Below are 16,722 nucleotides of genomic sequence, written 5' to 3'. Positions count from 1 at the left end.
ATCGGACAGCGTGCGCAGGTCGGACGGATGAACGCCCTTCTCATCGAAGGCGCGGCGGTAATGCGGCACATGGTCGTAGGCATGCTGCAGCGACCAGCGCAGGCGCAGCAGCTGCAACGAGGCGATCTCGTCGCGGCTGGCGGTTTCGATGGGGTCGAGGTCGCCGGGGGCGGGGCGCAGGTCTTTGTTCATCGGGGTTCTGGCGTCGTGAGGCAAGGGGTTCAGAATAATTGACCGACCGGACGGTAGGATTATAAGATGCAGCTTTCTTGAGCAACAAGGCTTGTTGTCCGGTACTAACCCTGATAGCGACGCCACATTCCAACCCAGGACACATCCCATGCCCGCCCACGCCCTCTACGAACGCCACCGCCCCCTGCTCGACGACGCGCTGCAGGCCCTGTCCCGCCGGGGCCACTGGTCGCCCTTCCCCGAGGCGCCCTCGCCCAAGGTGTATGGCGAGACCGCCCAGGCCCAGGGCCACGCCGCCGTGCAGGCGCTGTTCGGCAAGGACTATCCGCTGCGCCAGCCCGGTGAACGCGCCCGCGTGGCCACCGAGCAGTCGCCCTATGGCGTGGCCCTGGACATCCGCTACCCCGAGTGCGATGCCCAGGCGCTGGTGGATGCCTCCCAGGCGGCCGAGCCCGCATGGCAGGCGCTGGGACCCCAGGGCCGCACCGGCGTGCTGCTGGAGGCGCTGACGCGCATCCACCAGCGCAGCTTCGAGATTGCGCATGCCGTGATGCTGACCACGGGCCAGGGCGCGATGATGGCCTTCCAGGCCGGCGGCCCCCATGCCCAGGACCGCGCCCTGGAAGCCATTGCCGTGGCCTGGAAGGCCATGGCCGACGTGCCTGCCGAGGCCGTCTGGGAAAAGCCCCAGGGCAAGCATGCGCCCGCGGTGCTGCACAAGCGCTTCGAGATCGTGGGGCGTGGCGTGGCCCTGGTCATCGGCTGCGCCACCTTCCCGACCTGGAACACCTACCCGGGCCTGTTCGCTGCGCTGGCCACGGGCAACCCCGTGATCGTCAAGCCCCACCCCAACGCCGTGCTGCCGGCCGCGCTCACCGTGAGCGTGCTGCGCGATGTGCTGACCGAGCAGGGCCTGGACCCCAACCTCGTGACCCTGGCCGTGAGCGACAAGCCCGAATTGACCCAGGCCCTGGCCACGCATGCGGCCGTGGCCTCCATCGACTTCACGGGCGGCAATGCCTTCGGCCAGTGGCTGCAGGCGCATGCGCCGCAGGCACGCCTGTATGCCGAGATGGCCGGCGTGAACCTGGTGGTGATCGAGTCCACCGATGCCTACGCAGGCATGCTGCGCAATCTGGCCCTGTCACTGTCGCTGTACAGCGGCCAGATGTGCACCACCACGCAGAACCTGCTGGTTCCGGCCGGCGGCATAGAGACTGACCAGGGCCACAAGAGCTTCGAGCAGGTCGGCGCCGATCTGGCCGCCGCCATCGACCAGTTGCTGGCCGATCCCAAGGTGGCCTTCACCGTGCTGGGCGCCATAGGCTCTGCGCAGACCGTGGAGCGCGTGGAACAGGCTGCCACCGTGGGCCGCGCCGTGCGCGCCTCGCAAAAGCTCACCCATCCCGAATACCCGCAGGCCGAGGTGCGCACGCCCGCGCTGCGCGCGCTGGACGTGGCGGACGCCGCCATCTACGAGCGCGAATGCTTCGGCCCCGTCTCCTACCTGGTGGCCGTGCCCTCGGCCCAGGCAGCGCGCGAGCTGGCCGAGCGCAGCGTGCGCGCGCATGGCGCGATGACGCTGGGCCTGTACTCCACGGATGCGGCCTTTGTCGATGCCGTGGCGGCCTCGGCGCTGCGCTCGCGCGTGGCCCTGTCCATCAACCTCACGCAGGGCGTGATGGTCAACCAGTCGGCCGGTTTTTCCGACTTCCACGCCACGGGCGGCAATCCCGCGGCCAATGCCAGCTACACCACGCTGGCCTTCGTGGCCGACCGCTTCGTGGTCGTGCAGCGCCGGTGGTAAGGGACCGGGCCGAGCCTAGGCCTGGCGGGCCTTGCGCGGCTTCTTGGCGTCCGGCACGCTGACCGCGCGCACGCCGCCGAAGAACAGCTGGGACACCATGGTGCCAATGGCGTCATGGTCCAGCGTGCCGCCCGGCTTGAGCCAGGTGAAGGTCCAGTTGATCATGCCGAACAGCAGCATGGCCAGAGGCTTGCCCAGGGCGCTGTCGGCGGGCTCGCCGCGCACCTGGGCAATGGTCTGCGCAAAGGCCGCGACCACGCGGCGCTCCACGTCCAGGATGCGCTGCTGGTCTTCCTCGCGCAGGAAGCGCACGTCCTCGGTCAGCACGCGGTGGGCATTCTGGGCCTGGGCGTACTCCTGGCCGAAGCCGCGGATCAGCGCATGCAGGCGCTGCTCGGGATCGGCATGGGCCTGCAGGGTGTCGTTGACCAGGGCTTCGAGGCGCAGCACATGCTCTTCGGCAATGCGCACGGCCAGGTCGTGCTTGTCGAGCACATAGTGGTAGAGCGTGGCCTTGGAGACGCCGCAGGCCGCAGCCACCTCGTTCATGGAGGTGCCCGCATAGCCGCGCTGCGCGAACAGCTGGGCGGCGTGGGAGAGGATCATTTCACGCTGGCCATCGTAGCCAGCAGGGTCACGTACGCGTGCCATGCGGCGGCGTCCTTTCGGTAGGTGTCGTTGCCAGGGTCCGCCCGTGCGGCCCGGGCCGGAATTATGGACGGCGCAGCGGCGCGCGCCCCCGCGATTACCAGTTTTCAGGGATATGCAAAGATGCGGGCTTCGCCCACAGTCGGGCGGCCATCCTGCCCCTTTTTACGCCCGCCGCTGCGCACGCCTTTTCCATGCCCGCCCACCTGCTTGTCCCAGAGTCCACGCTTCCGGCCCCGGTGCTGGTGGTGGAGGACGAGCCGCTGATCCGCCAGCGGCTGCAGTCCGTGCTGGGCCAGCTGGGCTACACGCCCGATGCCCTGCTGTTCGCCGGCTCCCTGGCCCAGGCCCGCGCCTGCCTGGCCGAGCCCGTGGCCCTGGCCCTGGTGGACCTGGGCCTGCCCGACGGCAGCGGCATCGACCTGATCGCCGAGATGCGCAGCGCAGACCCGGCCGTGGGCATCCTGGTGATCTCGGCCTGGAGCACGGAGGACGCCATCCTCGCGGCGCTGCGCGCAGGCGCCACCGGCTATGTGCTCAAGGAGCGCGACGACCTGGAAGTGTCGCTGTCCATCCGCAGCGTGCTGCGCGGCGGCGCGCCCATCGACCCCTTCATCGCGCGCCGCGTGATCGCCGAGCTGCAGGGCGCGGCACCCGCCACGCCGGAGAGCACCGGCACCGAGTCCACGCTGAGCGCGCGCGAAAGCCAGATCCTGCGCCTGGTGGCCGACGGCCTGACCAACCGCGAGATCGCCGAGCAGCTGCACCTGTCGCGCTACACGGTGGAATGCCACATCAAGCACATCTACCGCAAGCTGGCCGTGTCCTCGCGCACGCGCGCCGTCAACACGGCACGCGTGCGCGGACTGCTGGGCTGACGGCCATGGGCGGGTGGCGCCGGTGGTTCGGCCCGGTGCGGTGCCTGGCACTGGGCCTGGCGGTCCTCCTGTGCAGTCCCTGCGCCTTGGCCCAGGCCTGCCTGCCGCAGATCCTGTCCATCCAGTCCGCCAAGGCCGCAGGCCAGGGACCGCCGCCCATCGCCAGCGCGGTACGCGACTGGCACAACGTGACCCTGCCCGACCACTGGCTGGACCGCTGGCCCGGCTACAGCGGCGCCGTCTGGTACCGCATCGACTGGCAGCGCGGCTGCGCTCACCCCCCTGCCGCTTCTGCCACCGCCGCCGCAGATCCCGTGGCGCTGGCCCTGCACTCCATGGTCATGGCCGGCGAGGTCTTCGTGAACGGCGACCTGCTGTGGCGCGACCGGAACCTGGTCGAGCCCCTGTCGCGCAGCTGGAACATGCCGCGCTTTTGGCTGCTGCCCGAATCCGCCCTGCATGCGGGCACCAACAGCGTGTGGATACGCGTGCACGGCCTGGCCGAGCAGACGCCCGGCCTGGGCGAGGTGCGCCTGGGCGAGCCCGAGGCGCTGCGCCAGTGGCACGCGCAGACCTGGTGGAACCAGCGCACGCTGTTTGCCATGAACATCGTGGTCTCGCTGGTGCTGGGCGTGCTGTTCGCCTTTGCCTGGCTGCAGCGGCGCGCCAGCAAGGCCTTTGGCTGGTACGCGCTCAATGCCTTCTGCTGGGCGCTGTTCCTGGCCAATATCCTGGCCACCGAGGCCTGGCCCTTCCCCGACACCCTGGCCGTGGCACGCGGCAACCTGCTGGTCTTTTTGCTGTTCGGCCAGAGCTTTTGCCTGTTCACCTGGCGCTTCGGAAAACTGCACCTGCCCCGGCTGGAAAAGCTGCTGTGGGCGCTGACGCTGGCCGGCATGGCCGCCGCCATCTTCGCGCCCTGGCCGCTGGTGGACGGTGTGCTGCACATCGGCCTGGTGTACTTCGGCATCTGCGTGGCCGTGTCGCTGCACTTTCCGCTGCACGCCTGGCGCACGCGCGAGCCGGGCCACCTGGTCTACGCGGCCTGTCTGCTGGTCTTCCTGTGCGCGGGCCTGCACGACATGCTGGCGCTCAAGAAGGTGATCGGCCCCGCCACGCCCTGGATGCCCTATACCGCACCGCTGACCATGCTGGCCCTGTCCATGGTGCTGGGCCGGCAGTTCGTGCTCAGCATGCGCCGCATCGAGCAGTTCAACCAGGAGCTGACCGACAGCGTGGCGCGTGCCTGCGACGAGCTCGGCGGCACGCTGGCGCGCGAGCATGCGCTGGCGCTCAGCCACTCGCGGCTGCAGGAACGGATGCAGCTGGCGCACGACCTGCACGACAGCCTGGGCGGCTCCCTGGTGCGCTCCATCGCCATGGTGGAGCAGGCGGGCACCCCCATGCACAACCGCCAGTTCCTGTCCGTGCTCAAGCTGCTGCGCGACGACCTGCGCCAGATGATCGACAGCGGCACCAGCGTCTCCGTCACCGTGCCGGACACGCCCCAGGCGTGGATCGCGCCGCTGCGCCACCGCTTTGCCAGCCTGTTCGACGCGCTGGACATGCAGTCCGACTGGCAGGTGCCGGCCGCCTGGCCGCAGCCGCCCGGTGCGCTGCAGTGCCTGGCGCTGACGCGCGTGCTGGAGGAAGCGCTGGCCAATGTGATCAAGCACAGCCGCGCCCAGTGCGTGCAGGTGCAGCTGCAGTGGCCCGAGCAGCATTGGCTGATGCTGCGCATCACCGACGACGGAGCAGGCTTTGACGTGGCCGCCGTGCAGCAGGCCGGCATGGGCGTGGGCCTGCGCAGCATGCAGGCGCGCCTGCAGCGCCTGGGCGGCCATCTGGACATGGATTCAGAACCCGGCGCCACCGTGCTGGCCGCCTGGCTGCCCGTGCCCGGCGATCCCCTGCCCGACGGCACGGAGCAGGCCACCCTCAGCGCGAAAAGCGCCCTATCCCCGCACTGACGCCGGCCGGGGTCAGCACATCGTCGAAATACTCCAGCGTGAGCTGGTTGCCGTCGAACGTGGCCTTGGACAGGCTGCCCGGCGAATCGCCCTCGGGCACGAAGCTGAAGACCTCGCCATCCCAGTGGCTGAGCAGCATGCGCTGCGAACCCAGGCTGACCTGCAGCCCACCGCCGCCCGTCTGCAGGCTGACCTGGGCCGGCCCGTAGAAGCGGTTGGCGTAGCTGCCCACATAGGCGCCCAGCGGCCGGGGCGGTCGGGGGAAAGGGGGCCGGGTCTTGCCTGCCAGCTCGCCATGCGGCTGCATGATGGGTGCCAGCCGCTTGGTCCAGATGCTCTCCCAGTCCTGGCGCTGGCGGCCCCATTCGACCTGGTCCAGGAACTGCGAGACCACGATCTCGGGCACGCCGATGGGCATGCCGTTGGTCAGCACCACGATGCCCAGCTTGAGCTCGGGCATGACGGTGAAGCTGGTCGCGCTGCCCGTGCCGAAGGCGCCCGAGTGGCTGTAGGTGGTGCGCCCCGCCTCGGACACGCCCACGTTGAAGCCGAAGCCGTAGTAGCGCGCAGGCTCGCCGTTGCCGGCCGGCGACTGCAGCATCTGCGGCGACAGCGCCGTGCGCAGCGCCTGCGCATCGACCACCTGGCGGCCCTCGAAGCGGCCTTCGTCCAGCAGCATGGTCATCCAGCGCGCCATGTCGCGCACCGTGGAGCTGACGCCGCCGGCGGCCGACTGCGCATCGGGCCGGCGCACCGGCCCCGTCTGCCACACGCCGTTGACGCGCAGGTGGCCGGCCGCGCGGTTGGCGCGCGCCTCGAAATCGGCAAACAGCGAGCTGGTCTGCGTCATGCCCAGCGGGCCGTAGACGGCCTGCTGCGACAGCGCGGCCCAGGACTGGCCCGCGATGGCGGCCACCGCCTCGGCGCCCGTGGTCAGGCCGAAGTTGCTGTAGGCGTACTGGGTGCCCACGGGCCGCAGCGGCAGGTAGCGCAGGCGCTCCAGGATCTGGCGCTGGCTGTAGCCCAGCTCCTCCAGCGCATCGCCGGCCTGGCCGGGCAGGCCCGAGCGGTGGGCATACATGTCACCCACGGTGATGCGCTGGGCCGCGTCGGCATCCTCCAGCGTCCACCAGGGCAGGCCCTGCTGCACGCGCGTGTCCCAGGACACGCGGCGCTGGCCCACCTGCTGCGCCACCACGGTGGCGCCCACGGATTTGGAGACGGAGGCGAGCTGGAACACCGTGTCCGCATCCACGGCCAGCGACGAGCCCAGACGGCGCACGCCCATGCCCTGGGCATAGACCAGGCGCCCTTCATGCACGACCGCCACGGCCACGCCGGGCACGCCCGTGCGCCGCATCTGCGCGCGCACCTGGCCGTCGAGTTGATCGAGCGCACGCTTGACGCGGTCCGTCACGGGCGGATCGATGGGGTCGCCCCAGGACACCTCGCCGTTGCATCCGGCCGTGGCCACGGCGCCCAGGGCCGCTCCCAGAAAATGCCGGCGCGCAAGAATCGATGAAGCCATGGGGTCTCCTGTGGTGCTGTCGTGAAGAACAAAAGGAAAAAGAAAAAGGGGCGGTTGTGCCGCCCCCCGTGACGATAGCAAAACGCGACGGGCCGCATCCTGCCCGGCATCAATGCCGCGTCAGTGCTGCATCAGTGCTGCATCAGGTGCGGATCCACCGCCGCGATGATGCCGCCGCCCAGGCACACGTCGCCGTCGTAGAGCACGGCCGACTGGCCGGGCGTGACGGCCCATTGCGGCTCGGGGAAATCCAGCCGGAAGCCCTCGGGCGTGGCGCCCGAGATCAGGGCCGGCGAGTCGGGCTGGCGGTAGCGCGTCTTGGAGCCGTAGGCCTTGCCCTCGGCGGGCGCGTGGCCGGCCACCCAGCTGACCTGGTCGGCCAGCAGCGACTGCGACAGCAGCCAGGGGTGGTCATGGCCCTGCACCACGCGCAGCGTGTTGGTGTCCAGCTCCTTGCGCGCCACGAACCAGGGCTCATGGTCGCCGCCGCCGCGCGGCGCGCCCTTTTCCTTGACGCCGCCGATGCCCAGGCCCGAGCGCTGGCCCAGCGTGTAGAACGACAGGCCCACATGCTTGCCCAGCTTGCGGTTGCGGTCGTCGAGGATGTTGCCGGGCTCCTTGCTGATGTAGCGGTTCAGGAAGTCGCGGAACGGCCGCTCTCCGATGAAGCAGATACCCGTGGAGTCCTTCTTCTTCGCGTTGGGCAGGCCGATCTCCTCGGCAATGCGGCGCACCTCGGTCTTCTTCAGCTCGCCCACGGGGAACATGGCCTTGGACAGCTGGGCCTGGTTGAGGCGGTGCAGGAAGTAGCTCTGGTCCTTGGCCGGGTCCAGCCCCTTGAGCAGCTCGAACAGCTGCGTGCCGGGGTTCTGGCGCACGCGGGCGTAGTGGCCCGTGGCGATCTTCTCGGCGCCCAGGCGCATGGCGTGGTCCAGGAAGGCCTTGAACTTGATCTCGGCATTGCACAGCACATCGGGGTTGGGCGTGCGGCCGGCCTGGTACTCGCGCAGGAACTCGGCGAAGACGCGGTCCTTGTACTCGGAGGCGAAGTTCACATGCTCGATCTCGATGCCGACCACGTCGGCCACGGCGGCGGCATCGACGAAATCGACATTGGACGAGCAGTATTCGCTGTCGTCGTCATCTTCCCAGTTCTTCATGAAGATGCCGACCACTTCATGGCCCTGTTGCTTGAGGAGATGGGCCGTGACAGCGGAGTCCACACCGCCCGACAGGCCCACCACGACGCGGTGTTTAGTCATGGCATCGATTATCCCAGCGCCCTTCAAAGGCTGCGCGCCACGGGCTTTGCAGCCCTGCGCCAGCAGGAATAATGGCCCTCCTGCCCCCTAGGAAACGCCCGCATGCGCTACGACCTGACCGATCTGAAGCTGTTCATGGCCATCGCCCAGGCCGGCAATCTCTCGCGTGCCAGCCAGGCGCGGCACCTGACGCCCTCGGCCGCCAGCCAGCGTCTGCGCAACCTGGAGCAGGCCCTGGGCTGCCAGCTGTTCACGCGCGAGCACAAGGGCATGCGGCTGACCGAGGAAGGCCACGCCATGCTCGAGCATGCGCGCGGCGTGTTCGCCGCCATCGACGGCATGGAGGCCGAGGCCGCCCTGCTGGGCAGCAGCCTGCAGGGCAAGGCAACGCTGGCGGCCAACAGCTCCTCGCTGCACGGCTTCATCGGCCCGCACATCGGCGAGTTCCTGACCGCCTTTCCCGAGGTGAACCTCACCCTGGTGGAGCAGACCAGCGAGACGATTGCCGCCAGCGTGGCCGAGGGCGAGGCCGACCTGGGCGTCTACGCGGGCGAGCCCATGGCGGGCGCCGTGGCCTGCGAGACCTTTGCGCTGGACCGCCTGGTGGTGATCGCCCCGCCCGGCCATCCGCTGGTGCCCCAGCCGGGCGAGAGGCCAGACGACGGCGAAGGCCCTTCCTGCCGGTTCTTCGACACCCTGTCCCATGCCTTCGTGGGCATGGCGCTGACCAGCAGCAACTACGCCTTTCTGCGCGAGCTGGCCAAGCGCCATGGCCGGCCGCTGCGCTGCCGCATCCACGTGGACGATTTCACCTCCATCGTGCGGCTGGTCTCGCAGGGCGTGGGCCTGGCCATCATTCCGCACAGCATCTACCGCAGGCTCGGCACCGCGCATGCGGTGGCCTGCCTGTCGCTGGAGGAAACCTGGGCACGGCGCCCGCTGCAACTGGTGCGCTCCAGCGAACGGCCGCTGACGCCCACCGCGCAGCGGCTGCGCAGCTTTCTGAAAGGGCTGGCCGACAAGGCCTAGGCCCGGGTTCAGAGCTGGGGCTGGGCCTTGGCCTGCTTGCGTTCCAGGAAGGCATTCATGTGGTGCTGCGGCTCGCCCGTGTTGAAGGCCGCGCCGAACTCGGCCACGCTGTCGGTGATGGCCGAGTCCACGCCCATGCCCTCCCAGCGGCGCAGCAGGCGCTTTTGCTGGCGCAGCGCCTCGATGCCGATCCCGCCCAGCCCCTCGGCAATCTGCGCGATGCGCGCATCGAGCTGGTCGCCGGGCACGCATTCGTTGAGCAGGCCCCAGCGCTCGGCCTGCAGGGCGCCGATGTTCTCGCCCGTGAGCAGCAGCCAGCTGGCGCGCGTGCCGCCGATCTGCGCGGGCATCATGGCCGCGTGGATCACCGAGGGAATGCCGACCTTGACCTCGGGCATGCCCACCACGGCATCATCGGCCGCGATGCGCAGGTCGGCCGCCATGGCCAGCTCCAGCCCGCCGCCCAGCGTATGGCCCTGCAGCCGGGCGATCACGGGCACGGGGAAATGCCGCACCGCGTTGCACAGGTCGCGCAGCCCGCTGATGAAGGCGCGTGCCGAGGCGGCGTTGAGCGACGCCATCTCGCGGATGTCGGCCCCCGCCACGAAGGCGCGCGTGCCCGATCCGCGCAGCACCAGGCAGTGCAGATCGGGGCGCTCGGCCAGCTCGGCCAATTGCGCGGTCAGCGCGCGGATCACGGGCGTGCCCAGGATGTTCAGCGGCCCGCCGCCGGTGATGGTGAGCACGGCGGTCTGCGGGGTGGGAAAGGTCACTTGTGCATGCACGGCAGATCTCCTCAAAGTTTCTCGAAACCGATGTCGCGGATCAGCTGGGACCAGGCCCGGTTGGAGCGCTCCACCGTCTGCCTGAACTGCGCAGGCTCCTGGAAGTCCACGACGGCGCCCTGCTGCTCGATGGTCTTGATCAGCTCGGGCTTTTGCAAGGTCTTGCGCAGGGCTTCGCTGAGCCTGGCAAGAATGGCGGGATCGAGCCTGGCAGGCGCGCCCAGGCCGTACCAGGACATGTCGTTCATGGGCTTGAGACCGGCCTCGGCATAGGTGGGCACGCCCGGCAAGGCCGAAAGGCGCACGGGGCTGGACACGGCCAGCGCACGCAGCTGGCCGCCCGCGATCAGCGCACCGGAAGACGGCATGTTGTCGAACACCACATCGAGCTGCCCCGCCATCAGGTCGTTGAGCGCCGGCCCCAGGCCTTTGTAGGGCACATGGGTGAGGGTGGTGCCCGTGGTGCTGCCGAACAGCGCACCGCTCAGGTGGCTGAGCCCCCCATTGCCCGAGGAGCCGTAGTTGAGTTTGCCCGGCGCGGCGCGCGCCGCGTCGCTCACATCCTTGGCGCTCTTGTAGGCCGAGCCTGCGCTGACCACCATCACGCCCGGCACATTGGCGATGTTGGTGATGGGGGTGAAGTCCTTCACGGGGTCATACGCAGGCTTGGCGTAGACGTTGGGGTTCACGGCATGCGAGCTCTCCACCATCATCACCAGGGTGTAGCCGTCGGCCGGCTGCTTGGCCGCATAGGCCGAGCCCGTGCTGCCGCCCGCGCCGGGGCGGTTTTCCACCACCACGGGCTGGCCCAGCGTCTCGCCCAGGTAGCGGGCCGCCACGCGCGCGATCACATCGGTGGCGCCGCCCACCGCATAGGGCACGACCAGGCGTACGGGCCGCTCGGGATAGCTTCCTGCCCCCGCTGCATATGCCAGCGGCATCCCCGCCAGCGCGGCGGCTGCCACGGCGGCCTTCAGTGCTTTCATGCGTTTCGTCATCCTTGTCTCCTTCTTGGCTTGTCGATGTCTAGGGATTCAGAGGTCCTGCGGCGCCGCACCGAGCACGGGCGGCGGCGGCACCTGGGCACCACTGCCGGCCGGCACCATGGGGTTGCGCACCAGCCTCAGCGTGCCCAGCTGCGGGTGCTCCACCGTCTGCAGCATCTGGCGGTGCCGCACCTGCGGATGGGCGAAGACCTGCTCCATGGTGTTGATGCAGCCCCAGGGCACCTGGGCGGTGTCCAGCGCATCGGTCAGGGCCTGCAGCGGCCAGCGGCCCAGCGCCGCGCGCAGCAGCGGGCGCAGCTGCGCCATGCCGGTCAGGCGCGCGGCATTGGTGGCAAAGCGCGCGTCCAGGTGCCAGTCCGTGCCCAGCACGGAGCACAGGGCGGCGAACTGCCCGTCATTGCCGATGGCCAGGATGAAATGCCCGTCTGCGCAGGCAAACACCTCGTAGGGCGCGCAATTGGGATGGGCGTTGCCCGTGCGGCGCGGGTTCTCGCCGCTGACCAGGTAGTTGGCCGCCTGGTTGGCATTCATGGCCACGGCCACGTCCAGCAGGGCCAGGTCGATGTGCTGGCCGCGCCCCGTGCGCTGGCGCTGCACCACGGCCGCCAGCACGGCGCTGGTGGCATACATGCCCGTCATCAGGTCCACCACGGCCACGCCCGTGCGCAGCGGGCCCGCGCCCTCCTCGCCATCGGCCACGCCCGTGTAGCCCATGAGGCCGCCCAGCCCCTGGAACACATAGTCGTAGCCGGGCTTGTGCGCAAACGGGCCGCTCTGGCCGAAGCCCGTGATCGACAGGTAGATCAGCCCGGGGTTGATGGCGGCCAGCGCCGCGTAGTCCAGGCCGTGGCGCGCCAGCGCGCCGGCCTTGTAGTTTTCCACCAGCACGTCGGCATCGCGGATCTGGCGCAGCAGCCAGGCATGCGAGGCCGGCTCGGTGAAGTCCAGCGCCACCGACTGCTTGCCGCGGTTGCAGGACAGGAAGTAGGCCGACACGGTCTCGCCACCGGGCGCCTGCACGAAGGGCGGGCCCCAGGCGCGCGTGTCGTCGCCCGTGCCGGGACGCTCGATCTTGAGCACCGATGCGCCCAGGTCGGCAAGGTTCTGGGTGCACCAGGGTCCCGCCAGGATGCGGGACAGGTCCACCACGCGCAGGCCGTCGAGGGCGCTGGACAGTCCATGGGTTTGTTGCATGGACTCCATGCTCGCGGCATGGCGCGCGGTGGTCCATCGGTCATTGCTTCACGCAGCGTTCGCGGAAACTGCATGCCCCGCGTAGGGGATGGCCTCCTCCACCGTTTCCCAGATGAACCGGCCCGACGGGCTTTGCTGCTCCTCCACCACATGCGCCACCAGCCCGGCCGCCCGCGAGATGACGGCAAAGCCGCGCATCACGGCTGTGGGCACGCCGATCTCGCCCAGCAGGGCGGCCACGGCCCCCGTGGCATTGATGGTGATGGGCCGGCCCGCCGCGGCGTCCACGGCGGCAGAGAGGATTTCGAGCGCGCGGATTCTGCTGCCCGCCAGTTCGGGTTCGGCGCGGCCCATGTCCAGCAGCTTGTAGGCGCGCGGGTCCACGGGCTTGTGCAGGTGGTGGCCAAAGCCGGGCACGGGGCTTTTCAACGCCTTGTGGTGCCGGGCGATGGCGCGGGCCTCGGCCTCGGGGTCGGCGGCGGCGGCGATGCGGTCGAGCAGCGCGGCGCAGTTCTCCATGGTGCCCACGAAGGAGCTGCCCACGGCCAGCAGGCCGGCCGAGACGGCGCCCTGCAGGTTCTCGGGCGCGCTCATGTAGATGAGGCGCGTGGCGATGGCGCTGGGCGTGAGGCCATGCTCCATGAGCACGATGAGCACCACATCGGCGATGCGCAGGTCCACGGGGCGCGGCGTGCGGCCCAGGATCTGCATCAGCATCACCTCGGTGAAGGTCTTCTTGCCCATCAGGTCCTCGACCAGGTCGGCATCGCGGTAATGCAGGCTGGTGAGGGTGTGGGTGCACAGGCGGGTGACGGGGGGTTGGGGGGTTGCCATGGCCAGGGTTTCCTTGTGATGGTGTGCGGGATCAGCGGGGTGCCAGCGCAAGCTCGCGCACGGCCGTCTTGAGCAGCTTGCCCACGGGCGAGCGCGGCAGGCTGGCGTGAAAGTGGATGCGCTTGGGTGTCTGCACGGGGCCCAGGCGCTGGCGCACGAAGGCGATCAGTTCGGCCTCGTCCGGCCGCTGGTCGGGGCGCAGTTCGGCGCGCAATTGCACGGCTGCCTGCACGGCCTCGCCCCAATGGTCGTCGGGGATGCCGAAGACCACGCACTCATGCACGGCCGGGTGCTGGCCCAGGGCGTTTTCCACATCCACGGGATAGACGTTGAAGCCGCCCGTGATGACCAGGTCCTTCAGGCGGTCCTTGAGGTGCAGGTAGCCCTGCGCATCGATCAGGCCCCGGTCCCCCGTGTGCAGCCAGCCGTTCACCAGGGTCTCGGCCGTCTTGCCGGGCAGGCGCCAGTAGCCGCTCATCAGCAGATCGCCGCGCGCCACGACCTCGCCCACCTCGCCCCGGGGCAGCAGGCAGCCATCGGGCGCCATGATGGCCAGGTCGCTGAACCAGGTGGTCCGGCCCACGGAGGTCCACAGGCCTTCGTCCTCGAAGTCCTCGGGCCGCATGGCCGTGAGGATCTGCGGCGCCTCGGTCTGGCCATAGGTGGTGGCCAGCACGGGGCCGAAGAAGGCGCGCACCTGGCGGATTTTCTCGGGTGGCATGGCGGCGCCGCCGTAGATGAGGCGGCGCAGGCCGGGGAAGTCCGCACGGCTGGCGCCCGGCAGCGCCATCAGCATGTAGATCAGGGTGGGCGGCATGAAGCACACGGTGCCGCCGCGCCGGGCAAAGGCGCTGCGCACGGCCTCGGCACCCGCACCGTCGAGCAGCACATGGCAGCCGCCCTGCGCCAGGATGGGCAGCAGGTAGGTGGACGTGCCATGCGTGATGGGCGCGGCCATGACGTAGCGGTCATGCTCATCGAACCCCCAGGCCTGGATCTGGTTGGCAATGCCGGCCATCCAGGCCCGGCAGGGCTGCATCACGCCCTTGGGCAGGCCCGTGGTGCCGCCCGTGAACTTGATGGCCTGGATGGCATCGGCGGGCAGTTCGGGCACCACGGGAACGGCGCCACTTTGCGCCTGCTCGAGCGCCGCCGTGCCCTCGCCCAGCACCAGGTGGATGCCCGGCGCCCCTTGCACCAGTGCAGCGCCGCCCGCATCGCACAGCACGATGGAGGGCTCGGTGGCATCGATGATGCGGCGCACCTCGGACTGCGTGCTCTTGGGATTGAGCGGCACCCAGACCTTGCCGCTGGCCATCACCGCCAGCAGGGCGGCGATATGGTCTGCGCTGTTGCCCGCGCAGATGCCCACGCGGCTTTGCACGGCAGGCTCCAGCGCCTGCAGGCCGGCCGCCAGCGCGGCCACCTTGCGGGCCAGCGCGTCATAGCGGATGCAGCCGCCCGGCGCGTCGATGGCGATGCGCTGCGGCCAGCGTTCGGCCGCGCGCCAGAAAAAATCAATGGGTTGCATGGGGGTCGTCTCCTCGTGGTGCGGTTGTGTCGAGCTTGTGCCGAACGTGTGTCGAACTACTGGGCGGTGGCGCCCGAGGCCTTGACCACCTCGCGCCAGCGCTTGATCTCCGACGCCGCAAAGCTGCGCATCTGCGCCGGGGTGCCGGGCTCGGGCGTGGCGGCCATCTCGCCCAGGCGCTGGCGCAGCTCGGGTGCGGCCAAGGCGGTATTCAGGGCATGGTTCAGGCGCTCGATCACGGCGGGCGGCGTGCCCGCAGGGGCGGCCAGGCCGAACCACGACTGCACGTCGAATCCCGCATAGCCCGACTCCGCCAGCGTGGGCACATCGGGCAGCAGCGCCGAGCGCCGAGCGCCGGGCGCTGGTGATGGCGATCGCGCGCAGCTTGCCGGCCTGCACATGGGGCAGGGCCGAGGGCGCGTTGTCGAACATGGAATCCACCTGCCCGCCGAGCAGGTCGGTGATGGCCGGTGCGCTGCCCCGGTAGGGCACGTGCAGCATGCGCAGGCCCGACAGCTGCCGGAACATCTCGCCCGACAGGTGGATCGACGAGCCGCTGCCCGACGAGGCGAAGCTGATGCCCTGCGCACTCTGCCGGGCATGGCGCACATAGTCGGCCAGGTTCTGTATGGGCAGGCGCGGGTTGACCACGAGGATGTTGGGAATCTTGGCGATCAGGCCGATGGGCTCGAAGTCCTTGACCGGGTCATAGCCGAGCCGGGGGTAGAGCGAGGCATTGATGGTGTTGGCAATGGTGTAGACATACAGCGTGTAGCCGTCCGCAGGCGCCCGCGCCACGGCCTCGGCGCCCACATTGCTGTTGGCGCCCGTGCGGTTGTCCACCACCACGCTCTGGCCCAGCTGCTCGCCCATCCGGGCGGCCACCAGGCGTGCGATCACGTCGGTGGCGCCACCGGCCGCATAGCCCACCACGAGCCGCACGGGCCGGGCCGGCCAGGACGCCGGCTGCGCCAGCACGGGTGCGGGCGCCAACGCCACGGTCGCGGCGGCCATGCCGGCCAGTGCGCAGGTGAAGGAACAGGCCAGCAGGCGCCGGCGCGCCCACGGATTGAAACGGGCAGGGATTGTCATGTCTTGTCTCCAGGTGATCGTTCTGATGTCTGCTTATGTCCGCTGATGTCCGCTCATGTCTGCCTGTGTGGGCTTTCGACGGCCTGCGGCACACTGCGCGCTGCACGCAGGCCCTTTTCTGCCCTGCCTGCAATCACCGGGAAATTCTTTTCCATGCCTTCGCGCAGCACCAATCCAAACGTCCGGCCAGCGGACATTCCAGTCTCCACCGACGATGCCGGCAGCCGCACGCTGCGCCGTGGCCTGCAGGTGCTGGACGCCGTGCTGGCCGCAGGCCGCGAAGGCCTGCGCGTCGCCGACCTGTGCCGCGCCACGGGGCTGGAGCGCGCCACGGTGTACCGCCTGCTGTCCACCCTGGTGGACAGCGGCTATGTGGCGCACAGGGGGCGCTTCGCCTATGCGGCCGGCCACCGGCTGGCGGCCACGGCCGCCAGCGCGGGCCAGCCCAACATGGCCGTGCGGCTGCAGCCCGTGCTGGAGCGCGTGAGCGCGGGCTGCGCGGACGCGGCCTTTGCCATCGTGCGCGAAGGCGCGGCATCGCACTGCATCGCCCGCCATGTGGGCACGCATCCGGTGCAGATCCTGGTGATCCAGGTGGGCACGCGCCAGCCGCTGGGCGTGGGAGCGGCGGGACTGGCCCTGCTGGCCGCCCTGCCCGATGCCGAGGTGCAGGCCGCGATGGCAGCCAACGCGCCCGTGCTGGAGCAGTACGGCGGCATGACGCCCGAACGCATGGCCCTGCTGGTGAAGGCCACGCGCCAGCGCGGCTGGTCCGTCATCGGCAACCACGCCACGCGCGGCGTGCTGGCCGTGGGCATGGCGGTGCGCAATGCCGAAGGCGAGCCCGTGGCCGCCGTCAGCGTGGCCTCCACGCTGGAGCGCATGCCCGGCGAGCGCCAGAAGCTGATTGCGCGCTCGATAGGCGAGGCCCTGGCGGCCCTGCTGCCGCGCGGCATCTGAGGCCA

14 protein-coding genes and 2 pseudogenes are annotated in these 16,722 nt (G+C 69.9%); 5 read left to right on the top strand and 11 right to left on the bottom strand.

The window, feature by feature from the left end; translation table 11 throughout:
* Nucleotides 1-192 (bottom strand): annotated as a pseudogene (locus tag DTS01S_RS23215) (phenylacetate--CoA ligase); the annotation flags it as partial.
* A gap of 148 nt (nt 193-340) precedes the next feature.
* Here DTS01S_RS23215 and paaN point away from each other — a divergent pair.
* The gene (paaN, locus tag DTS01S_RS23210; protein WP_061289050.1) at nt 341-1,999 is read left to right on the top strand and encodes a phenylacetic acid degradation protein PaaN; all 1,659 of its coding nucleotides are present in this window, start codon (nt 341-343) and stop codon (nt 1,997-1,999) included.
* A gap of 15 nt (nt 2,000-2,014) precedes the next feature.
* On the opposite strand, the gene DTS01S_RS23205 is transcribed toward paaN, so the two are convergent.
* Nucleotides 2,015-2,650, bottom strand: coding sequence for a TetR/AcrR family transcriptional regulator (locus tag DTS01S_RS23205; protein WP_016449579.1), 636 nt, complete (start codon nt 2,648-2,650; stop codon nt 2,015-2,017).
* A gap of 191 nt (nt 2,651-2,841) precedes the next feature.
* Here DTS01S_RS23205 and DTS01S_RS23200 point away from each other — a divergent pair, with 191 nt between their 5' ends.
* Both DTS01S_RS23200 and DTS01S_RS23195 read left to right on the top strand, forming a co-directional pair.
* A complete protein-coding gene (locus tag DTS01S_RS23200; protein WP_016449578.1) occupies nt 2,842-3,525 on the top strand; it encodes a LuxR C-terminal-related transcriptional regulator in 684 nt (227 codons plus the stop codon).
* 5 nt (nt 3,526-3,530) lie between these two features.
* Complete coding sequence (locus tag DTS01S_RS23195; RefSeq protein WP_043791330.1) at nt 3,531-5,495, top strand: sensor histidine kinase; 1,965 nt, start codon at nt 3,531-3,533, stop codon at nt 5,493-5,495.
* On the opposite strand, the gene DTS01S_RS23190 is transcribed toward DTS01S_RS23195, so the two are convergent.
* Nucleotides 5,464-7,023 carry a serine hydrolase gene (locus tag DTS01S_RS23190; protein WP_016449576.1) on the bottom strand — a complete coding sequence of 520 codons (1,560 nt, stop codon included), beginning with the start codon at nt 7,021-7,023 and terminating at the stop codon, nt 5,464-5,466. The two genes, DTS01S_RS23195 and DTS01S_RS23190, sit on opposite strands and share 32 nt — an antisense overlap.
* A 131-nt stretch (nt 7,024-7,154) precedes the next feature.
* On the bottom strand, nt 7,155-8,285 hold the full coding sequence (mnmA, locus tag DTS01S_RS23185; RefSeq protein ID WP_061289047.1) for a tRNA 2-thiouridine(34) synthase MnmA: 1,131 nt from the start codon (nt 8,283-8,285) through the stop codon (nt 7,155-7,157).
* A gap of 102 nt (nt 8,286-8,387) precedes the next feature.
* On the opposite strand from mnmA, the gene DTS01S_RS23180 reads away from it, so the two are divergent.
* Nucleotides 8,388-9,314, top strand: coding sequence for a LysR substrate-binding domain-containing protein (locus tag DTS01S_RS23180; protein ID WP_061289044.1), 927 nt, complete (start codon nt 8,388-8,390; stop codon nt 9,312-9,314).
* An 8-nt stretch (nt 9,315-9,322) separates the two neighbouring features.
* On the opposite strand, the gene DTS01S_RS23175 is transcribed toward DTS01S_RS23180, so the two are convergent.
* The 7 genes and pseudogenes from DTS01S_RS23175 to DTS01S_RS31520 form a co-directional block, all read right to left on the bottom strand.
* A complete protein-coding gene (locus tag DTS01S_RS23175; RefSeq protein ID WP_061289042.1) occupies nt 9,323-10,099 on the bottom strand; it encodes an enoyl-CoA hydratase in 777 nt (258 codons plus the stop codon).
* 11 nt (nt 10,100-10,110) lie between these two features.
* Entirely contained in the window at nt 10,111-11,097 is a 987-nt protein-coding gene (locus DTS01S_RS23170) for a Bug family tripartite tricarboxylate transporter substrate binding protein (RefSeq protein ID WP_061289040.1), read from the bottom strand.
* A gap of 36 nt (nt 11,098-11,133) precedes the next feature.
* Nucleotides 11,134-12,300 carry a CaiB/BaiF CoA transferase family protein gene (locus DTS01S_RS23165; protein ID WP_174538926.1) on the bottom strand — a complete coding sequence of 389 codons (1,167 nt, stop codon included), beginning with the start codon at nt 12,298-12,300 and terminating at the stop codon, nt 11,134-11,136.
* A gap of 48 nt (nt 12,301-12,348) precedes the next feature.
* A complete protein-coding gene (locus DTS01S_RS23160) occupies nt 12,349-13,134 on the bottom strand; it encodes a citryl-CoA lyase (RefSeq protein ID WP_061289038.1) in 786 nt (261 codons plus the stop codon).
* 31 nt (nt 13,135-13,165) lie between these two features.
* Nucleotides 13,166-14,665 carry a class I adenylate-forming enzyme family protein gene (locus DTS01S_RS23155; protein WP_061289056.1) on the bottom strand — a complete coding sequence of 500 codons (1,500 nt, stop codon included), beginning with the start codon at nt 14,663-14,665 and terminating at the stop codon, nt 13,166-13,168.
* A 56-nt stretch (nt 14,666-14,721) separates the two neighbouring features.
* On the bottom strand, nt 14,722-15,066 hold the full coding sequence (locus DTS01S_RS31525) for a tripartite tricarboxylate transporter substrate-binding protein (protein ID WP_254788050.1): 345 nt from the start codon (nt 15,064-15,066) through the stop codon (nt 14,722-14,724).
* Between the two features lie 19 nt (nt 15,067-15,085).
* A pseudogene (locus DTS01S_RS31520) lies at nt 15,086-15,538 on the bottom strand (tripartite tricarboxylate transporter substrate-binding protein); the annotation flags it as partial.
* Nucleotides 15,539-15,910: 372 nt separating this feature from the next.
* Between DTS01S_RS31520 and DTS01S_RS23150 the strand changes: the two are divergent.
* Nucleotides 15,911-16,717, top strand: coding sequence for an IclR family transcriptional regulator (locus DTS01S_RS23150; protein ID WP_061289035.1), 807 nt, complete (start codon nt 15,911-15,913; stop codon nt 16,715-16,717).
* Nucleotides 16,718-16,722: the final 5 nt, after the last annotated feature.

It is taken from the genome of Delftia tsuruhatensis NBRC 16741, assembly GCF_001571325.1.
In the GTDB taxonomy this organism is placed as follows: Bacteria; Pseudomonadota; Gammaproteobacteria; order Burkholderiales; family Burkholderiaceae_C; genus Comamonas; species Comamonas tsuruhatensis.
Note: the sequence above shows the minus strand (reverse complement) of the source record. Positions and strands in the feature narration are given on the sequence as shown.